Origin of the sequence: Methanosarcina mazei S-6 (genome assembly GCF_000970205.1) — an archaeon.
GTDB classification, from domain to species: domain Archaea; phylum Halobacteriota; class Methanosarcinia; order Methanosarcinales; family Methanosarcinaceae; genus Methanosarcina; species Methanosarcina mazei.
Map to the genome: position 1 here is coordinate 2,647,382 of NZ_CP009512.1, position 18,714 is coordinate 2,666,095.

Annotated in this window: 12 protein-coding genes and 1 pseudogene; 4 read left to right on the forward strand and 9 right to left on the reverse strand. The window is 43.6% G+C overall.

Annotated elements, in window-relative coordinates; genetic code table 11:
* Window positions 1-397: 397 nt before the first annotated feature.
* From MSMAS_RS11280 to MSMAS_RS11290, 3 genes are all read right to left on the reverse strand, one after another.
* Window positions 398-1,135, reverse strand: a complete 738-nt coding sequence (locus MSMAS_RS11280) for a M48 family metallopeptidase (RefSeq protein WP_048046565.1) — start codon at window positions 1,133-1,135, stop codon at window positions 398-400.
* 365 nt (window positions 1,136-1,500) lie between these two features.
* Window positions 1,501-1,782, reverse strand: a complete 282-nt coding sequence (locus MSMAS_RS11285) for a type II toxin-antitoxin system RelE family toxin (protein WP_011034513.1) — start codon at window positions 1,780-1,782, stop codon at window positions 1,501-1,503.
* Window positions 1,779-1,967 (reverse strand): hypothetical protein, encoded by a 189-nt coding sequence (locus MSMAS_RS11290; RefSeq protein ID WP_015412659.1) that lies wholly within the window; start codon window positions 1,965-1,967, stop codon window positions 1,779-1,781. Before MSMAS_RS11290 ends, MSMAS_RS11285 begins: the two co-directional genes overlap by 4 nt.
* A 372-nt stretch (window positions 1,968-2,339) precedes the next feature.
* On the opposite strand from MSMAS_RS11290, the gene MSMAS_RS19790 reads away from it, so the two are divergent.
* From MSMAS_RS19790 to MSMAS_RS11305, 4 genes are all read left to right on the forward strand, one after another.
* Entirely contained in the window at window positions 2,340-2,462 is a 123-nt protein-coding gene (locus MSMAS_RS19790) for a hypothetical protein (protein WP_264357972.1), read from the forward strand.
* Window positions 2,463-2,689: 227 nt separating this feature from the next.
* Window positions 2,690-4,609 (forward strand): hydantoinase/oxoprolinase N-terminal domain-containing protein, encoded by a 1,920-nt coding sequence (locus MSMAS_RS11295; protein WP_048041169.1) that lies wholly within the window; start codon window positions 2,690-2,692, stop codon window positions 4,607-4,609.
* A gap of 164 nt (window positions 4,610-4,773) precedes the next feature.
* Entirely contained in the window at window positions 4,774-6,771 is a 1,998-nt protein-coding gene (locus MSMAS_RS11300) for a hydantoinase/oxoprolinase family protein (protein WP_011034509.1), read from the forward strand.
* 268 nt (window positions 6,772-7,039) lie between these two features.
* The gene (locus MSMAS_RS11305; RefSeq protein WP_011034508.1) at window positions 7,040-7,591 is read left to right on the forward strand and encodes a pyruvoyl-dependent arginine decarboxylase; all 552 of its coding nucleotides are present in this window, start codon (window positions 7,040-7,042) and stop codon (window positions 7,589-7,591) included.
* A gap of 159 nt (window positions 7,592-7,750) precedes the next feature.
* Here MSMAS_RS11305 and MSMAS_RS11310 read toward each other — a convergent pair whose 3' ends face one another.
* From MSMAS_RS11310 to MSMAS_RS11335, 6 genes and pseudogenes are all read right to left on the reverse strand, one after another.
* Entirely contained in the window at window positions 7,751-8,911 is a 1,161-nt protein-coding gene (locus MSMAS_RS11310) for a tetratricopeptide repeat protein (protein ID WP_048041167.1), read from the reverse strand.
* Window positions 8,912-9,091: 180 nt separating this feature from the next.
* The gene (locus tag MSMAS_RS11315) at window positions 9,092-10,066 is read right to left on the reverse strand and encodes a DMT family transporter (RefSeq protein WP_011034506.1); all 975 of its coding nucleotides are present in this window, start codon (window positions 10,064-10,066) and stop codon (window positions 9,092-9,094) included.
* A gap of 219 nt (window positions 10,067-10,285) precedes the next feature.
* Window positions 10,286-15,982, reverse strand: a complete 5,697-nt coding sequence (locus MSMAS_RS11320) for a DUF3320 domain-containing protein (protein WP_011034505.1) — start codon at window positions 15,980-15,982, stop codon at window positions 10,286-10,288.
* Window positions 15,983-16,760: 778 nt separating this feature from the next.
* Window positions 16,761-16,961, reverse strand: coding sequence for a hypothetical protein (locus tag MSMAS_RS11325; protein ID WP_015412651.1), 201 nt, complete (start codon window positions 16,959-16,961; stop codon window positions 16,761-16,763).
* A 604-nt stretch (window positions 16,962-17,565) separates the two neighbouring features.
* Complete coding sequence (locus MSMAS_RS11330) at window positions 17,566-17,973, reverse strand: DMT family transporter (protein ID WP_011034504.1); 408 nt, start codon at window positions 17,971-17,973, stop codon at window positions 17,566-17,568.
* A gap of 341 nt (window positions 17,974-18,314) precedes the next feature.
* Window positions 18,315-18,479, reverse strand: a pseudogene (locus MSMAS_RS11335) (IS5/IS1182 family transposase); the annotation flags it as partial.
* Between the last annotated feature and the right edge of the window lie 235 nt (window positions 18,480-18,714).

Sequence of the window (18,714 nt, forward strand, 5' to 3'; positions counted from 1 at the left end):
TTAAAGTTTGAAACAGGATTTTCAGCACCGTTACTGCATAAATAATCAGAATTATTTCCCCTGAAAAAACCCCCATTAAAGTGTTTTATTAGTTTATTTCGGTTATTGACCTCAGTTTAGTAATATATCTATACGAATAAATAATTAATGTCCAGGATGTCCTTGGTAAAATTAAAAACCATAATGCAGATTTTAAAAAAGATATACAGGTGAGTCAAAAAAGTTTCAGAGTGAAATTACTCCGGAGAATTGAAAAAGTTACAGAACAAGATAATTCAGGGCAACCATCTGGATATTTCTGCATAAACAACGGATATTTCTGCATAAAATCTGGATATGTCTGCATAAAATCTGGATATGTCTGCATAACCCGGATTCGCATAATTTCGGTTCAGTTTTAAAGCACATACCTCCAGCCATCTTTTTTCAGGCTTTTCCTGTGCACCTGATAGCCTGGCATGAGTTCACCGACAAGGTCCCAGAACTTTACAGAATGATTCTTTTCCTTTACATGACAGATCTCATGCACAACAACATATTCAAGCTGTTCCGGCGGTGCCATCATAAGCTGGAAATTAATCCTCAGGACATTGTCTGCAGAGCAGCTCCCCCAGCGCTTTTTCTGGTGCTTTACCTTAAAAGCTGGAATGTCTATATTCAAGATTTCCGCATAGGTTTTCAGGAACTTTTCGACTTCTTTCTCGGCACACTCACTGTAAAAGTTCCATACAGCTTTTTTTACCAGGGACGGTTTCAACTCCTCAGGCGCTGATTTTGGAAGAAGGACTGTGATTTCAGACCCACTGAAAGAAGCAAAAGCTTTCTTAATTCCTTCAACAGGAAGGACCGTCAGGGGATATTCTTTACCGAGATAGAGGAATTTTTCCCCGTCAGTATATTCTTTTTCCTGACAGGGCAGCCTGTTTACTTCAAACCAGTCCAGTTTTTCCTGCACCCAGGCAGCTTTCTTCTGTACCATCTCCCTGATAGCCTCACGGCTGAGCCCATGAGGGGCACGAAATTCCACTGAAAGGTCCGGGCGGACCACTATCGCTGCTTTTTTCCTCTTTTTGCTGTATACGATTTCGTAATTTATCGTCCTGCCGCAAGCTTTAATGCTGTCGTTTTTTCTCATATTTTTCCCTGCCTGAGTTCGGGTTTCACCAGGTTTTATAACTAACTCTGCTTAAACATGTCTCTTTGTTCAGGATTTACGGTTTTCGATGAAACTGGCTTCCCAAAAACAGCTTATCTTGAAATTTATCATAAGTTTACAGGAAGAAAAGAAAAATAGAGTTATAAAGCATCTGGCACCACCTCAAATAAATCGGGAAAAAACGATAAAGGTCATGGAGAAATAAGTCGGAAAAACCTTAATGGCTACTGGTTAAAGCCCTGAAAAGCTCTGAAAACAGCCACAAGGTACAGGCCACAAGGTACAGGTCACAAGGTACAGGTCGCCAAGTACAGATCATAAAGTACAGGTCATAAAGTACTATTTCAGGTATAAGCCGTATTCATATCATACGCCCTGGTATAGTGTTCAAAAACCAGGAGAGTAAGAATATTGCTGGCGCTGTCAAAGGTATAAACCAGCACAAACGGTCCTATATGGATTCTCCATTTTCCCTGAAACTCCTCTCCCAGAGGAGAGCCTATTTCAGGCTTATAAACCAGGAGGGTCAGACGCCTTTTAACATAATCGTACACAGGGCGGTCAAGGGTGTACAGCTTTTTCAGGTTTCTTCTGACCGACGGGTGAACTGCCACTTTATATGTCATTGTTCTACCTTTTCGAGGAAGTCATCAACATCAATTGCAGGCAAATCGTGCTGCAGGCAATCCTTTTCAGCCTTTCGGATTTTAAAAGAAAAAGAAGGTAAAAAGGCATTTTCAGGCGGGTAACTGACCTCATTGAATTTGGTTTCGAGTTCCTTTAGCTGATTAAAAATCTCTGCAAATGTCATATACACATCCCATTCAGTATATAAGGACCATTAAAGAGCATATTTCAGGCTTAAAGGCATATTTTGATTCATTCCTGAGAAGCTGTTTAATAAAAAGTTATGTAGCCGATTATCTGAACTACGCCCAGCTGACGCAAGGGGCTTATTGCTTCATAGATGACCATCGGCATCTCCAACAAGCTTTAATTCCGGTAGTCCCGTCCGTACTGAGTTCTGTCCATTCGTCCGTTACGGCTTTACATGAAAATGAACTTGTAACAGTGTATCTATTCAAGACCTGCTGAGCCCGATGGTTAACTCATGGAAAAAGCTTACTTGATTTTCGCAAACTTAATCTTAATATTATATTATTGAATGGTCTATATGAAGGCAATGGATAACAAAAAGTTGCTTAACGAAGTTGACGCTTTCATCCTCTCCCTGTCGCTTCGCTCCGAGGAAAGGATCTTTCCGCTTCGTAAGATAAACCTTGACCATTTGATAAAAGAATTCTAATTGAAACAAAACTTAAAAATAATTGCGTCGAAGTTGCGAACTACCGAGCATGAAAATTTAAAATCCGGTCTTAAAATTGGGAAGATTATTATTTTTAACTAACTATTATATATTTTTAGGCGTTATTTTATACAGGATATTTTACGGCGTTATTTTATATCTGGCAAATTAATCGAGAAACAATTTTATGAACCCCATTCATAAAAAAACCAAAAGGAGATACGCAAATGCAATACAGCATGGGCATTGACGCGGGAGGGACATACACCGATTCGATCATCATCCGGGATTCCGATGGCAAGGTGATGGACTCGAATAAAGCCCTTACAACTTATCCTGACCTTCTTGCAGGAATTAAAAATTCTATTGACGGGCTGGACGAGCAATATTTAAAAGATGTGAAAATGGTATCGGTTTCGACAACTCTTGCTACAAACACAATCCTTGAAAAAAATGGCTATCCTGTAGGTTTGATCCTTGTAGGGGATTACGAAGTCCCGGAAAGGATGCAGGCTGAATATTATACCGTGGTAAAAGGAGGGCACGACCATCATGGAGCTGAGCTTACTTCCCTTGATATGGAAGCAGTTGAGGCTTTTGTGAATAAAGTAAAAGACAGGGTATCAGCTTTTGCAGTATCTTCATACTTCAGCATAAGGAACCCTGCCCATGAGCTGGCAATCAAAGCCCGCCTCAAGGAACTGGGATTTTCTGTTGTCTGCGGACACGAGCTCTCGCTTGACCTTGGAGCTTATGAAAGGGGAATTACAGCTTATCTCAACGCCCAGCTTATCCCTATTGCAAGCCAGTTTATCCTTTCTATCAGGGAAGAGATCAGGCGCAGGGGAATGGATGCCAGGCTGCTCATGCTCAAATGCGACGGCTCTGTTGTGGGCATCAACGAAGCCCTGGAAAAACCAATAGAATCTATCTTTTCAGGCCCTGCTGCAAGCCTTGTAGGCGCATCCCACCTTTCCGGGCTTGAGACCTGTGCAGTAATAGATGTGGGCGGGACCAGCACTGATGTCTCCATGCTCGAAAATGGGCTTCCTGAGCTCTGCTCTGAAGGGGCAGTTGTGGGGGGCTGGCAGACCAAGGTCAAAGCTATCCGCATGGAAACCTCTGCAATGGGTGGGGACAGCCACGTCTGGGTTAAAAATATGAAAATTAACATAGGCCCCCGCAGGGTTATTCCACTCTGCGTTGCTGCTGTCAAATATCCCGGTTTTCTTGAAATCCTTAAAAAAGGAAGAATTCCAGGAACCATGCACCTTGAAGAGAATATACAGCCCACAAAGTTTTTCATAAGGACAGGTCTGGAGGCTTCAAACCTTGGGAGTTATGAAAAAGAACTTTTTGACAGGATAGGAGATACCCCAGCCTCCCTTAACGATATCTTCTGGGAAACTCAGAAAACCCTGTCTCCCGGACTTCTCGACTCCCTTCTAAGAAAACGACTTATCCAGGCAATTGGCTTTACCCCAACTGATGCCCTTCATGTCCTCGGGGAATACAGGGGCTGGAATACGGAAGCGTCTATTGCCGGGGCAAAGCTTCTGGAACGCTATACTCATAAGGACTATATTGAGCTCTGCAAGAGCATAAAAAAAGACGTTGCAAGGAACATGGCGCTGAACCTGATGTCCTTTGTCTTGAAAGATGTACCTTCACAGGAAATTGAAAAAATCATCGTTTCTGACAGGTTTGCACAGTTCAAAATGAAAATCCCTGTGGTGCTTATAGGAGGCCCTGTAGTTGCCTATACAGAGGAATTGAACCGGATCCTTGATGCCGATATTATAGTCCCCGAATATTCGGATGTTGGAAATGCCGTGGGAGCTGTCGTAGGAAAAGGCATAAAGAGGGTTGAAATCCTCATCAAATCCGCCTATACTAAAGACAAAAAAAGGCTTGTCCTTCTCTTTTCCCCTCAGGGCAGGGAGACTTTCGGGAGTTATCCGGAAGCCCTGGAATATGCAGAGTCCCTGGGAAGAAGACTGGTAATGGAGTACATGACAGAAGCCGGGCTTGACAAAGGGCGGGTTCAGATAGAAATGAGCAAAAAGGACATCGCTTTGAGTGAAGCAGGCACTATACCGGTAGAATCAAAACTCATTTTTGTCGGGATCGGGACGCCAAAAGTCTGATTGCATACAGCAGCCGGAACTTTTATATTTTTTCCCTCAATAGTGCAAATAATATAAAATGGCCTACTCATAGGTTGCCAGTTATTTAACATGACAAAAATGGAACCCCATATGGCAATTATGAGTACCCTGAATACATAAAAACAAAATAAGGAAGCAAAAAAATGGCATACAGTCTTGGCATTGACGCAGGCGGGACCTATACTGATTCTATATTAATCCGTAATTCGGATGGAGAGGTTATTGGTTCTAACAAGTCACTCACGACATATCCAGACCTTCTGGAAGGAATAATGAAATCAATTGACGGGCTTAACCAGGAAAAACTGAAACTTGTGACCCTGGTTTCGGTTTCCACAACTCTTGCAACCAATACTATCCTTGAAAAAACAGGATATCCCGTGGGACTGATCCTTGTAGGCAACTACGAAATCCCTGAGGACTCGGAGATTGAAAATTGCATAATGGTGCAGGGTGGGCACGATAGCCGCGGAGATGAAGTGGCACCCCTTGACCTTTCCGCAGTTGAGAGCTTTGTTCTGGGGCTGAAGGGCAGGGTCTCGGCATTTGCAGTTTCTTCATACTTCAGTGTCCGCAACCCTGAACATGAACTGCAGATAAAAGCCCTGATTCAGGAACTTACAGGACTTCCTGTAGTCTGCGGGCATGAACTTGCTCAGGCACTGGGAGCATATGAAAGAGGGGTTACGGCTTACCTTAACGCCCAGCTTCTTCCGGTAGCAGAGGGTTTTCTGAAAACCGTTGTCTGTGAGATAGAGAGAAGAGGGCTTGAGCCCAGAATTGCGATGCTCCGCTGCGACGGGTCTGTTGTCAGCATGCACGAAGCGATGAGAAAGCCCATAGAATCGGTCTTTTCCGGGCCTGCCGCAAGCCTGCTCGGGGCTTCATATCTGTCAGGATACGAGACCTGTGCAGTTATCGATGTAGGAGGGACAAGTACGGATGTGTCCCTGATCCACAGAGGGCTTCCTTACCTCAGTGAAACCGGGGCAGTTGTGGGAGGCTGGCAGACAAAGGTAAGGGCACTCAGGATGGAGACTTCGGCAATGGGAGGAGACAGCCATATCTGGGTCCAGGCCAGTAAAACAAACATCGGACCGCGCAGGGTTATTCCTCTCTGCAGGGCTGCCGTACTTTACCCTTCATTTCTGAGTTCTCTGAAAAAACGCTGGATTCCCGACAAGCTCAAATTAAATGAACATATTCAGGCAACAAAGTTTTTTGTAAGAACAAAGCAGGAGCCTGTTAACCTGACAAGGGAAGAAAAGGAGCTCCTTGCCCTCATAAAAAATGAGCCTCTTTCTCTCAAAGACATTTACTGGGACAGAAACATCCTGCCTTCTAAAAAAGTGATGGACTCTCTTATCCAGAAAAGGCTTGTTCAGGCTATTGGCTTTACCCCAACAGACGCCCTTCATGTGCTGGGAGAATATACCGAATGGAACTCCGAAGCCTCGGAAATAGGGGCTACACTGCTTGCAAACTTTTTAGGGACTGAAAAGCAGGAATTCTGCTTAAATGTAAAGCGGCTTTTCGCCCGGAATATGGCAAAAGATCTCGTTTCCTTCCTCATGGAAGGGGTTGACAGGAACGAAATTGAAAAAATGCTCGAATGCAGCTTATTCTCCCGCTTTAAGGTAGATATCCCGGTTGTACTTCTTGGAGGACCGGTCAGGGCTTATATCGATGACCTGAAAAAAGTGATCGATGCCGAAATAATTGTCCCGGAATACTGTAAAGTAGGAAATGCCGTGGGAGCCCTTGTGGGAAAAGGGACGAAACGTGTGGAAATCACAGTCCGTACAACTTACAGCGAGTCAAGGTACGACATGAGGACAAAAGGGGTTTTTGTCTACACCCCTCTCGGAAGAAGACATTTCGTCCTGAGGAGCGAAGCCCTAGAGTTTGCTGAGGAATTCGGAAGAAAGCTTGTCCTTGATTATATGGCTGAATCCGGGCTTTCTCCGGACCAGGTGACGGTCAGTATGGAAAAGAAAGACATAATGGTCCAGACAGGGGACGTTCCCCTCGAAACCAGGTTTATCTTCGAAGGAATCTCAAACTCGGACGTATATGAAAAAGCAGTATCAGGGCATAAAGACCTTTGCATAAATCCTGATGGAATTGAAGAACTGACCTGACACGGAAAATGGAATTTTCCATGTGGGCCCCGGGTTTAAATTGATGGTGAAAAAGGGTAAAGTTCATAACTCTCAGGTACATTTGGAACATGAAATATTCATTGGTACACGAAATGCTGATTTAAGCTGACCGGCTCATTCAAAAAGTTCTCTTGAAAATGCAGTAAAATCTTAAATCAGTGATATGTCATTTATCTGTGTAATGGTTGCCCAGACAGTGGAAAAGCGCACAGCAGACATAAGAAGTACAAGAAAATAAGGAGTAAATATGATCCCTAGAAAAGCATTTTTAACAAAAGGTACCGGGGTCCATAAGGACAGATTGGCATCCTTTGAACTCGCACTGAGGGATGCTAAAATTGAGAAATACAACCTTGTGAGCGTATCAAGTATTCTGCCTCCCAATTGCAAACTTGTGCCCAGGGAGGAAGGCCTTGCAGAACTTAAACCAGGTGCGATTGTCCATTGTGTTCTTGCGAGAAACGATACTAACGAGCCTCACCGCCTCATGGCATCAGCCATAGGTACTGCTGTGCCTGTGAATGAGGAAAATTACGGCTACATTTCAGAACACCACTCCTTTGGGGAGGAAGAAATAATCGCCGGAGAGTACGCTGAAGACCTTGCTGCAACGATGCTGGCAACAACTCTCGGTATAGAGTTTGATGCCGAAATGGCCTGGCATGAAAGAGAACAGGTGTACAAGGCAAGCGGACATATATTTGATACTTTTCATATGTGCCAGACAGCAAAAGGCGACAAGGACGGAAAATGGACCACGACAGTAGCTGCCATGGTCTTTGTTACAAGTAAATGCTAAGGGGCTTTACCCCCTCCTTTAGATCCCGCTTTTCATCAGCGGGTCTTTAATTTTCTATTTTTAACTACTCCATAAACAGTATGGTATACTGCTATTGAACCTCCAATCCTGAGCCCGAAACAATTAATTTTCAAATGTAAGTTAACCAGAAACCTGGAATTAATAAGGAACCGGTGAAGAGCCCGGGGATACAGCCTTAATATATTGCTCCTTTGCTTCCTCAAAACGCTCAAGCTTGAAGAGGAACAGGCTGTAACTGTAGCGGGTTTTAATGTCTTCGGGGTCCAGTTTCAGGGCTTCCCTGTACATGGATTCAGCCTGTCGAAACATACCCAGACGCTTCAGGAGATTTCCGTAATTGCACAGCGTCGGGACGTGGCACGGGTCTATTGCAAGGGTCTTTTTGTACTGGACTTCGGCTTCTTGATACCTTCCCAGCTCAAAAAGGAGCTGCCCGTAATTAGCCCTGGAATCTGTATCTTCTGGTTTCAAACTGAGGATAAGCCTGTACTGCACTGCCGCCTCCTCAGTACGACCGGATTCAGAGAGCAGGTTGCCGTAGTTACAGAGAGCGCTTATGTGCCCGGGACTTATTTTCAAAGCTTCCTTATAATGAATTGCAGCTTCCTCAACCTTTCCCTCTTCTTTGAGGAAATTGGCATAATTGTAGTTGGCTGACACATGTTCCGGGACCTGTTCAAGCACATATATGAACTGTTCTTCAGCCTCTTTTCTTCGCCCTAATTCGACAAGGAGACTGGCATAGTTGCAGCGGGTATTTGCATTTTCAGGGTCCAGCTCAAGAACTGCCCTGAACTCGCGTTCTGCCTCATGGAGTTTACCGAGTTCAAAAAATAGGTTCCCATAGTTACAGTGGGTGCTGACATGTCCCGGATCAAGTGCAAGAGCCCGCAGGTATCGGTTTTCTGCCTGAGATTTTCGCCCAAGCTCAGAAAGGACAACCCCCTGGTTACAGAGGGAGTTGACATGTCCCGGATCAAGCTTCAGGGCTTCATCGAATTCCTGAATGGCGGTTTCCTTCCTCCCCATAAAATAAGCGAGAACGCCAGAAAGGAAAAAAGCCTCAATCCTCTGCTCTCCCTCTGCCAGAAGGGCACAGGCTTTCATGAACACGTATTCTTCCCTGAACATCCCTTTTGAGTCGCATATTTTTGCGATTTTCAGGAGAAAATCCGGAGGAATCCTGTTTTTCCCTGAATACCGGACTGCAAACTCAACCCCTTCATCGGTTTCGCCCTCATTTCTCCTGACCGATTCCGCAACGTCAAAAGCAAGTTTATTGATTATGTCCAGGTCCATAAAAATCAATTCCCTCAAAAATTATTCCCGGGAAAAAGCTTCAGCTTCCTCCTTATTTATCCACCGGCTCCAGCCGATAAATACTTTATTATATAATTCGGGTTCTAAAAAATAGAATCAAAAAAACATTAAAAAAGAAGTAAGAAAAGACCTTATTTTAAAAGAATTGAGGGAAGTAGATCAGAGTTTCCCTGGCCTGAGCGGCATATAAGGCTGGAAAAACCTTGCCCACACATCCCTGAAATACTTTTCTGGAATCCCCTGCTGGATCGAGGTACTGCTCCCAATAAGTGCTGCTCCTGCAAGGATCAAAAGGCAGCCTCCGACCGTATTCGACTGCAGAGGCTCTCCAAGGAGAATGCAGCAGAAACAGATACTGCTTACAGGCTCGATCAGGGAGAGAACAGCTGCGGTTTGAGCTTTTATACGGGCAAGCCCTCTAAAATACAGAAGAGATGCCAGAGCCGAAGCTATGACTCCTAAAGGTATCAGCAGCTTCAGGTTTCCAAGTAAAACCGGCCCGGTTACGGACAGTCCGAAAGGAAGGAGCAGGACAAGGCTCACTGCTGTTGACCAGAACATCTCCTCCACAGGAGGATAACTCTCTTTCAGGTAGTTCATGGTCATGATAGAGCAGCCGTATGAAAGGCCTGAGACCAGTCCTAAAAGGACTCCTGTGATGTAGTTTCCATCTTCAGGTGTTGCGCTGCCCAAAGCACTTAGAGGGTTAATTGCAAGCAGTATGCCCGAGATAGAAAGGGTGAGTGCAAGCATATCCAGTAAAGTTATGCGCTCTTTGAGGAGCAAAGGGGAGAGCAGGGTAACATATATAGGCGCTGTATACAGGAGAAGAACAGCTACAGGGATGCCCATATGCCTGATTGCTGAGAAGTACGCAAACATCGTAACGGTATTAAGGACACCAAGCAAAAGCATAAAGGATTTTTTTTGCTTCAGATGGACTTTCTTTATTCTCCCGGATACCGCAAGGTACCCCAGAATTACCACAAACCCGAAAAGTAACCGGTAGAAAAGAATGGAACCTGCTTCCATACCTTCTATTTCTTTTACAAATATGCCTATCATCCCGAACAGGACGCAGGAAGTGATAACTGCCGTAAATGATTGTGTATTTCCTTTAAATGTTGTGGACATAAGTGCAGGAGAGATATCAGATCCGGAATATAAAACTATTTGAAAATTATCAATCATTACAGATTTTTAAAAATAATAATGTAATACTTAATATTCAGGTAAGCTGACCATATAAATAAAGTTGCATAAATAAAAACAAAAAAGCTATAAGAAGAGTAAGAAAAGAGAAGAAACGAATTCGATTAAAAACAGTAAAAATAAATTAACCTTCATTTCCATTTACTCTACAAAATAAATCATTTCATTTGGAGTGCGTGTCAGTTCATTGCTTTCTATTCCGGACTGAATAAGTTTCTCTATCCTGTCCCAGGTATTTTTGCGGGTTGTTTTAATCCCGAGCACCCTTGAAGTCTGAATAATAAGGTCGTCCATAGGTGTTGAATACTGGCTTGTAAGGACGAAGCGGACAGCCTCTTTTATTTCTTCGTCGCAGATCCATTCAATCCTCGCATATGATTCGGTGTCCCGCCTGCGCAGAAGGTCAGAAGGTCCATAGAGAGGCCAGCAAAATTCTCCTCTTACCTGGATTTTTCCCGAGCTTTCGGCAGATGCTATGGAGTCAAGTATTCTCTGCCTGATTTTGCCGAGCATTCGGGGAAGTCCTGTATGAGACCTTACCCTCTGGAGTATCTCCTCAGAATGAATGGGACCCTCGAATTCCACAATATTTACAATCGCGTCTTCGAGCTGTGCATCAGAAATTTCAGAAAGGTCTGATGACTGCGGAAGTCCGGAGGAAAGGCATACCCTGTAGGAAGGCACAGGAGCTTCAAGAGAATTCCCTTTTACGGACAGCTTTTCATCCTCGTTTTTCGCATTCCCGGAAGGATCATGTTCGATTAATTCCGGGTTGTCAGCTTCATGTATTGAGCCGGGCCCGGGTTTCTGTCCTTTCTGTGGATTACTGCCTGATACAGTTATTTCCATTTCATTTTCAATAGCAGAACCGTTTCTGGCTTTAACCCCTTCCCCGCTTACAGCCACTTTTCCGGTCTCAGGTGTTATTTCAGGCCCCTGATCCCAGTCCATATCTGGATACTCATCCTCATCAGGGTCTTCAGGTTCAAAGTAGCCTCCGGAGCCGTAAATGTAAGCAAATTCGTTAATTTTTTTACTTTTTCGCTTCTTTTCCGGACCTGCACTGAAATCTATCTCAGGGTAAGCCTGGAAAAAGTTTATTTTTTCAGGTTCAGGCTCAGGAATAAGGATGGATTCATCCGTATCTGTTTCGAAATCCGAGCGCGGGTCAGCACTGAATTTAAGAAGCTTTGATTTCTTTGTCCTTCTTGCAGGTCTGTTTCTGGAGTTATCATCGGCCAGGTTAGCCATTGATTCGGCTTTTAAAGTCATTTCCGGAAGGAAGTCTCCCCCTGAAGAAGCCAAAAGCACGTTGTCAAGCCCGAAAACATCCTGATAGGACTCTTCATCTCCTGCTTCGTCTCCGTATTCCCCGCTTTCTTCAGGTTCCTCTTCATATGCTTCTTCTTCCCCCTCTTCGCCTGCATTTTCAGAAGGAGTTTTTGAGATGCCTTTCTTTTTAGGTGAAAATTCTACCTGAACTTTCCTGACGAAAGGTGAATTTTCCAGAATGTTTTCGGAATAAATATCCGTCCCGGAGGAATTTTGTGCCAGAGGCACAGCCCCGAAGGTATTCACTTCCGATTCTTCAGAGACGCCGCCTTCCGGAGGTAAAATATGGCTGGCAGCAGGACCTGCATTTATCTCATAAGCTTTTGCGGTTTTTAACCAGGCTGCGGGCTCATTTATTTTTATAGCTTCAGATTCAGGATCGGATTTTGCCTTTAGCTTTGCCCGCTTAACAGCTTCTTTTACAGCCTCAAGCAATTTTTCCCTGCACTCTTTTGGGTGGAGGTACCAGTCCGTAGACCAGACCCTGTAGATCTTCCAGCCCAGACCTTCGAGGACCTGCTGGCGAAGGCGGTCGCGGTCCCTTGCAACAGGAGAGGAGTGGTAGTCTGCCCCGTCGCATTCTATCCCGAGCACATACCTGCCGGGGTGCAGGGGGTCAGGGACTGCAAGGTCGAGCCTGTATCCTGCACACCCGATCTGCCTGTGGACTTCACACCCGTTTTCAGCAAGAAAATCCGAGACCGCTTCTTCGAAAGGAGAATCCAGTTCCTGCCTGCCGCACGAAGGAGCTGGAAGTGCGCCGCTCTCGGCAAATTCAAGGAAGACTTTGAGGGCTTTCAGCCCGAAAGGTGAATTTTCGTCGAGGGGCAGGTCTCTTGAAGTGAAGTTTGAAAACACAACGCATTTTTCCCTTGCCCTCGTTATAAGCACATTAAGGCGCCGTTCTCCTCCTTCACGGTTGAGAGGGCCGAAGTTGAGGGAAAGTTTTCTGTTGCTGTCAAAGCCGTAACCAATACTCAGCAGGATTACATCCCTTTCATCACCCTGGATGGTTTCGAGGTTTTTTACGAAGAAGTGTTCACCCCTATCGTTTCCAGAGTTAAGGTCAACTCCGGGGTTTGCTTTCTGCAGGGCTTCTATCTCTTCCAGGATAGCTTCCTGCTGCTTAATATTGAAAGTCCCTACCCCGAGACTCTTTCCGGGGTACTTCTGGAAATGCTCGAACACTGCCCTGGCAACAGCTCTTGCTTCTATCCTGTTTGCCCCGCTCCTGCCCCTGTCATAGGCTGCGTCCGGAAGGTGAACGAATTTCAGCCCCAGGCTTTCATCCTTCTGCATGGGGGAGGGATAAACGTAAAGGCGGTTATCATAAAATTCCTGGTTCGAGATTGCAATCAGGGACTCGTGCCTGCTCCTGTAATGCCAGCGCAGAGTCTTTACCGGGAAGCTGCGCTTGCAGACGTTCAGTACGCTTTCCATATCGCCTGCTGGTGTATAATCCTCAGGGTCATTTTCGTGAGAATCGACAACAGTATCAAAGAAGTCAGTTGGAGGAAGCTGCTTTGAGTCGCCCATTATCACTGCCTGTTTTCCGCGCAGGAGAGCACCGACAGCATCCTCGGGCCTGACCTGGCTTGCCTCGTCAAAAATGATGACATCGAACCTTGTGCTTCTGGGGTCAAGGTACTGTGCAATTGAAAGCGGGCTCATGAGGAAGCAGGGCTTTATTTTCTGTATAAGGCTTCCTGCCTTTTTCATGAGGGTACGGATAGGCATATGCCCGCGTTTGCGGTTGAATTCGTTAAGCAGAATTCCAGCTTCTGAAGCCCTGGACGCTCCTGAAGTCAGCCTTGGAGCGTCTTCATAAGCAGTGCAGACAATCCTCCTCCTGTTTTCAAGCAGGACTTTTTTGTCAAGATCTATGAACTTACTTATCTTGCCTTCATGCAGTTCACGGATAAAAGCAGCAAGTTCAGGTCTCTCCCTGAAAGCCCTGTGGAGCATGCTTTCGGCATAGTTGCCTTCAAAAGCAGGGATCATATCTTCAGGCTCTATTTTTCCTGCTTCTATGTCATCGATCATGGGAGAAGCAAGCGTTTCAAGGCATGCCTGCCTGTATCCCAGGTACTGGCTCCAGAAAACAAGGGAAGAAGTTTCGTCTTTCCATTTAGTCACACGGGTCTTTAATTGGCTGAGTTTTACAGCCTCGAGGTCGCCAAACATTTTTTCAAAATTTGCACCAATGAATGTCCCTATTTTTTCAAGGGAAAGTATAAAACCCTCCTTTGCTGCCAGGACCTCGTTTACTGCATATTCTATGGATGCAGCGTCAACTCCGCCCCCTACAAGCCTGACTGACCTGTCGGTAAGAATGCCGTCTTTGATATGTCTTCGGAAAGGAACCATCCACTTACAGTAGTCTTCCAGAAGGGCAGGGTCGCTCTCAAAGCCCTTCCAGTAATCCGAAAAGAATTTCTTTCCGCTTATTTCAGCTCCTTCAAGCTCAGCCCTGTGTGCCCTGCACTCGGAAACACAGGCAAGGTCGAGAAGGATTCTGCTGTCTTTTGAGGGTGCCCCTGAGACATAGCAGGCTGAAATCTCCTTTTTCAGCTTCCTGTACCTGGAGCTGAAAACACTGAGCAGTTTGCCGGAAAGTTCCTTAAATTCGGATGTATCAAGCTCGAAAATAGAGGGATGAAAAGTTTTGTCCACAAAGGTTTTCAGTTCCCTGTACTGCCTGACCTTTGAGACCAGCGCTTCGGCTTCGGAGATAAAAGCCCCGGAGTCCCATTCCGAGTTCTGGAGCAACTTTTCAGGCAGGGGTTTTGATTTGCCGATAAGCTTTGCAGCTTCGGTTATGCCGGAAATATCCCTGAGAGCCTGAGGCTTTGAGGTTGCGGAAAGGTCATTGAGGGTCTTTATTGCCGTTTCAAGGTTTTCAAAAGCAAAAGCGCATTCATCTGCAACAGCCCCGATCTCCCCAAGGTCAGAAGGCAGCACAAGCCCGGGCTCACACCCATACCAGGTATTTTTCCTTACCGGACCCAGGGCCGGGAGAACCTGCCCCATTTTTTCCAGAATAGACTCGGCTTCTGCCCACGCTGAACTTTCCCATGTATCAGGGTCCTGAAACTTAAAGCGGGGCATTTTCATCCCTTTTGACTCAAAGTAAATCCTGTTCTTCTCCTTTACACCGTAAAGAGAGTACAGGCTTGGATAGATTTTCCCTGCAGGCTCCCTGAGAATTTCTGCATACCTGTTGAGTTCCTGTTTAAGTTTTTCAAGCTCGTTAAGATCTCTTTCAGCACTGATAGCAGGAGGCGCTTCCCTTTTAAGGGCTTTTTCCAGCTCCTCCAGAACGGCTTTTTTCCTTGTCTGGTGGCTGTGGACCTCAAGGCAGAGCTCTCCAAGACCTGCATTATCGAGCCTGCTCTTTACTACCTGAAGTGCAGCCATCTTTTCACTCACAAAGAGTACACTTTTACCCTGAGCAAGCAGTTCTGCAATCGTGTTTGCAATTGTCTGCGACTTTCCCGTACCCGGAGGTCCCTCAACAACAAGATCTTTTCCGGCTTTAACATCCTCAACGACTGCTATCTGGGAAGAGTCGGCATCCATTATATTGTAGGTATCTTTTGCCGAAAGTTTAAGGTCAACTTCCTCTTCTCGAAAGCCCTGGACCTCACATTCGGGTTCCTGGGGATTGAAGACTTTTTGAATAAGAGAGTGCTCTGCAGGGGACATGTCCTCAGGCCAGGTCGCAGGGTCAAGATCCTTATACATGACGAATTTTCTGAAGTTAAAAAGGTCAAGGCAGACTTCCGGAAGTACCTTCCATTCAGGTTTTTCGCGGATTGCTGCAAGCGCCGTACTGAAGTACTCCCGTATCCCTGAAGCGTCTTCAGGCATCTCGAATTCAGGGATCTCTATCCCGAACTCTTTCATCCTGGCCTGAAGGGTAATCGATGTGAAAACCTCATCCCCTGTCCACTGAATACTGAAATTCCTGCCTTTTCCTATCCTTTTGAGTTCAACAGGGACAAGGACAAGGGGAGCCATCAGGCACTTTGCTGAAGACCTGGTTTCGCTCCACTGCAAAAATCCCATTGCAAGGTAAAGCACAGGATAGCCCTGTTCTTCAAAAATGGAATTTGCCTGGTTGTAGACGTAAAAAAGCTTCCTGTCAAGGGTCTCACTGTCATCCGGGGTTTCAAGGAACGGTTCAAAACGGGAGTTTGGAGTTTTATTTTTCTCTTCGGAAGTAAGGATTTTTCCTATTGTTTTCAGAAGCCTGTTTTCATTTTCTTCAGTGTCTTCTTCCCCGTTTCCAGATTTTTTGCCGCCTCTTCTGGGCCTGGATTTTGTTGCCCGGAATTTCATCGACTTTTCCTGAAGGACAAAAAGGTCATAGACCTCTTCCGGAGTTCTTCCCGTAATTGAAATTGTCCGCCTCGAGGAATGTCGGTAATTGAGAAGGTTATTCCGAAGGGATAAATCAAGTAAATTCTGCCTTAGTGTTTCCAGTTCCTTAACTACGTCTACCATAAAATACCAGGCCCGGTTCCAATAATCAATAAAATATAATTAGGATACAGATAAGAATACAGGACAAATACTAATAAATTTTGCCATGTTCTGCCGGAAATAAAGCTTCAAATCTGGCAGAAAGGTATTCTGAAAGGCAAATAAAGTTCTCCGGAAGACTCTTTAAATTCAGAAAGAATCTTCTTTTTCAAGTATATTATTGCATATAACTGTAGAATATTGATGTAAGAGTATAAAATATTTTACCAGACATTTTAAATTTTAAAGTTACTTTGGTTTAATTCTGCTCATATATTTTTGTATATTCCTCTGAAAAAGAATTACGTAAGTAGTGTGTAACTGGGTATATATTAGCTATTTGGAATTATTTAAGATTACATATACAAGCACTGAAATACATCTGAAATTATTTATCTGCTATGAGAATTTACTGGCAGCTCCTGATTTAATCAGTGGATATTATTCAATAAGCTCCGAAAACAAAACATCAAGAAAACAAAAATAGCAAGGAGCAACAGCAAAAAATGTAAAATGGGGTTTTTAAATACAATTCAGTTCCATTTTCGTTCTGGAAAGCTTACTGATGAAAACCAGAAGAATCTCCGGATAGGATCTCCTGATAAATACATATTAGAAAAATATATAGAATCTGAATAGAACCAGGGTACTATTATTCTCTTTCGATCTCTTATTTTCTTTCGATCTCTTATTTTCTTTCGATCTCTTATTTTCCTTCGATTTCTTATTTTCCTTCGATCTCTTATTTCCTTTCGATCTCTTATTTCCTTTCGATTTCTTTCTGATCCCTCTGATTTCGCCTTTTTCCTATTAGATTCATTCCTATAACAAATCCAATTCCAATGAAAATTCCAGTTTGTATTCCATTCATTAAATCATGAGACAGGTATCCCAACAGTGCGCATACAATAACAGCTGTAATGAAATGCAGAAGCTGCTCCTTTACTGGAGGTCTTTCCATGTTTATCATCCTCTGCCTTTACCTTTCTTTTACCCTTATAGATTATTTTCAACTACTTTCATTTTCGGGCATTATCTTTAGTTTCCCTCTTTTTTTAGGGGCAGGATGTTTTATTTCATCGAGCGTAAAAAGAATAATTTGACATAGAGAATGAAGTTACAGAATTAAAAAATATCCTCTTATTTCTAAAAAGTGCTTTTAAATTCACATTGTATCGAAAACCTCGCCAGTTTGTCTGGCTTTCCTGCACAAAAAGAAAAGCTAGAAGGAAGAACTAAAAAAGAGAATTAAACAGGCCTTTTTAAGGCAGAATAACTCTATTCATTCGTTTTGACGATATTTTTCGGCTAGTTTATGATGGTTTTTGTTGATTTTCTTTAGCATGAAAGTACTTCCAGATACTTTCATTTTTTAGGCATGTTATTCAAAGAATATCATGTGAGTTTTTCTACTTTGTTGTCATTTTGAGAAAACCGCTCTCCTTCGTCTATCAATTTTTTGCATCGTTATTAAGTTAGTCCTCTTGAGCGTAGCGAAAAGGACGGCGGGCTCCCGAATCGCAACTCGGGCGGGATAGCGAATGAAGTTTCACTGCATAAAAGTTTCAGTTTTTACTCCCTTCCTCAAAGCTCATAAGAAGAGAGCTTGCAAGAATAAGGACGCAGCCGATCAGAGTACTCGTAGAAACAGGATCATGTAAAATCAGGTAGGCAAAAAAGATGGCACTTACAGGCTCAAGCAGGGAGATTATGCTCGCATTCTGGGCTTTTACATGCTTAAGTCCTGTGAAATAGAGAATTGAGCCGATAGAGGTTATCATTACCCCCAGAAAGAGTAGGACAGGCAGGTTTTCAAGCAGGGATGAGTAAGATACCTGCAACATGAAGGGAAGAAGAATTACGAGAGTTACGCCTGTTGAGAGAAAAAGCTGTTCAAGCCCTGAGTATTCATTCCTGAGATAGCGTGAGGTCATGATTATGCAGGCATAGAAAAAGCCGGAAAGAAGCCCCATCAGAACTCTGAATAACTATACTTATCATTTTTACTTGTTTTCTCTTAATTTAAATTATTAATATAAGCTCGAATGATTGCGAAATATTTATATATCTTAACGTAGTTTTATTCAAGGGTAAATCAATTTTACTTGATTTACCCACCGTTCTTCCTGAAGACATACTATTCAGAGAGTATTTGCCTCTTCAACTCTCTGAATAGGGAGTTGGGGGTTTAACCTCCATTAATTTTCCTCTTCCCTTTCTTTTTCTCTATTTTTTTCAATATTGTATTCTCTCAAACAAAAGATACCGTTAAGCAGTGCATTCAAGTAAAAATCATAGCCCTTTCTTAACTTTTTCACTCATAAAAGGCTTTTAATTCCTTCCTTCCATTAATCCCGTAATTTACAGTTACCCCTATTAAAAATACAGCTAAAAAGCAGTATTTTTGGATATAGCTCCCTGTATATCTGTGCAAATTCTCCATAGAGTATGCTTTCTTTGCCAATTTGAATACATCTTCGTTTAGTGGTATAAGCGGAGCTTTCATAATATATCACTATATGAGGATTTTAAACCCTCCTCAATAAAATTTACGATTTTTAAAGCCTCTAATAGATTTTAAATCCAAAAATAAGATCTACTTTTTTTGAAGAAATTATTAATTGCCTTATTTTATGAAAAAAGGGAAAATACTCATTAATTTGGTAATGAGTCAATAAGGACCTTTAGAAGTATAAAATTCATTAATAAAGTTT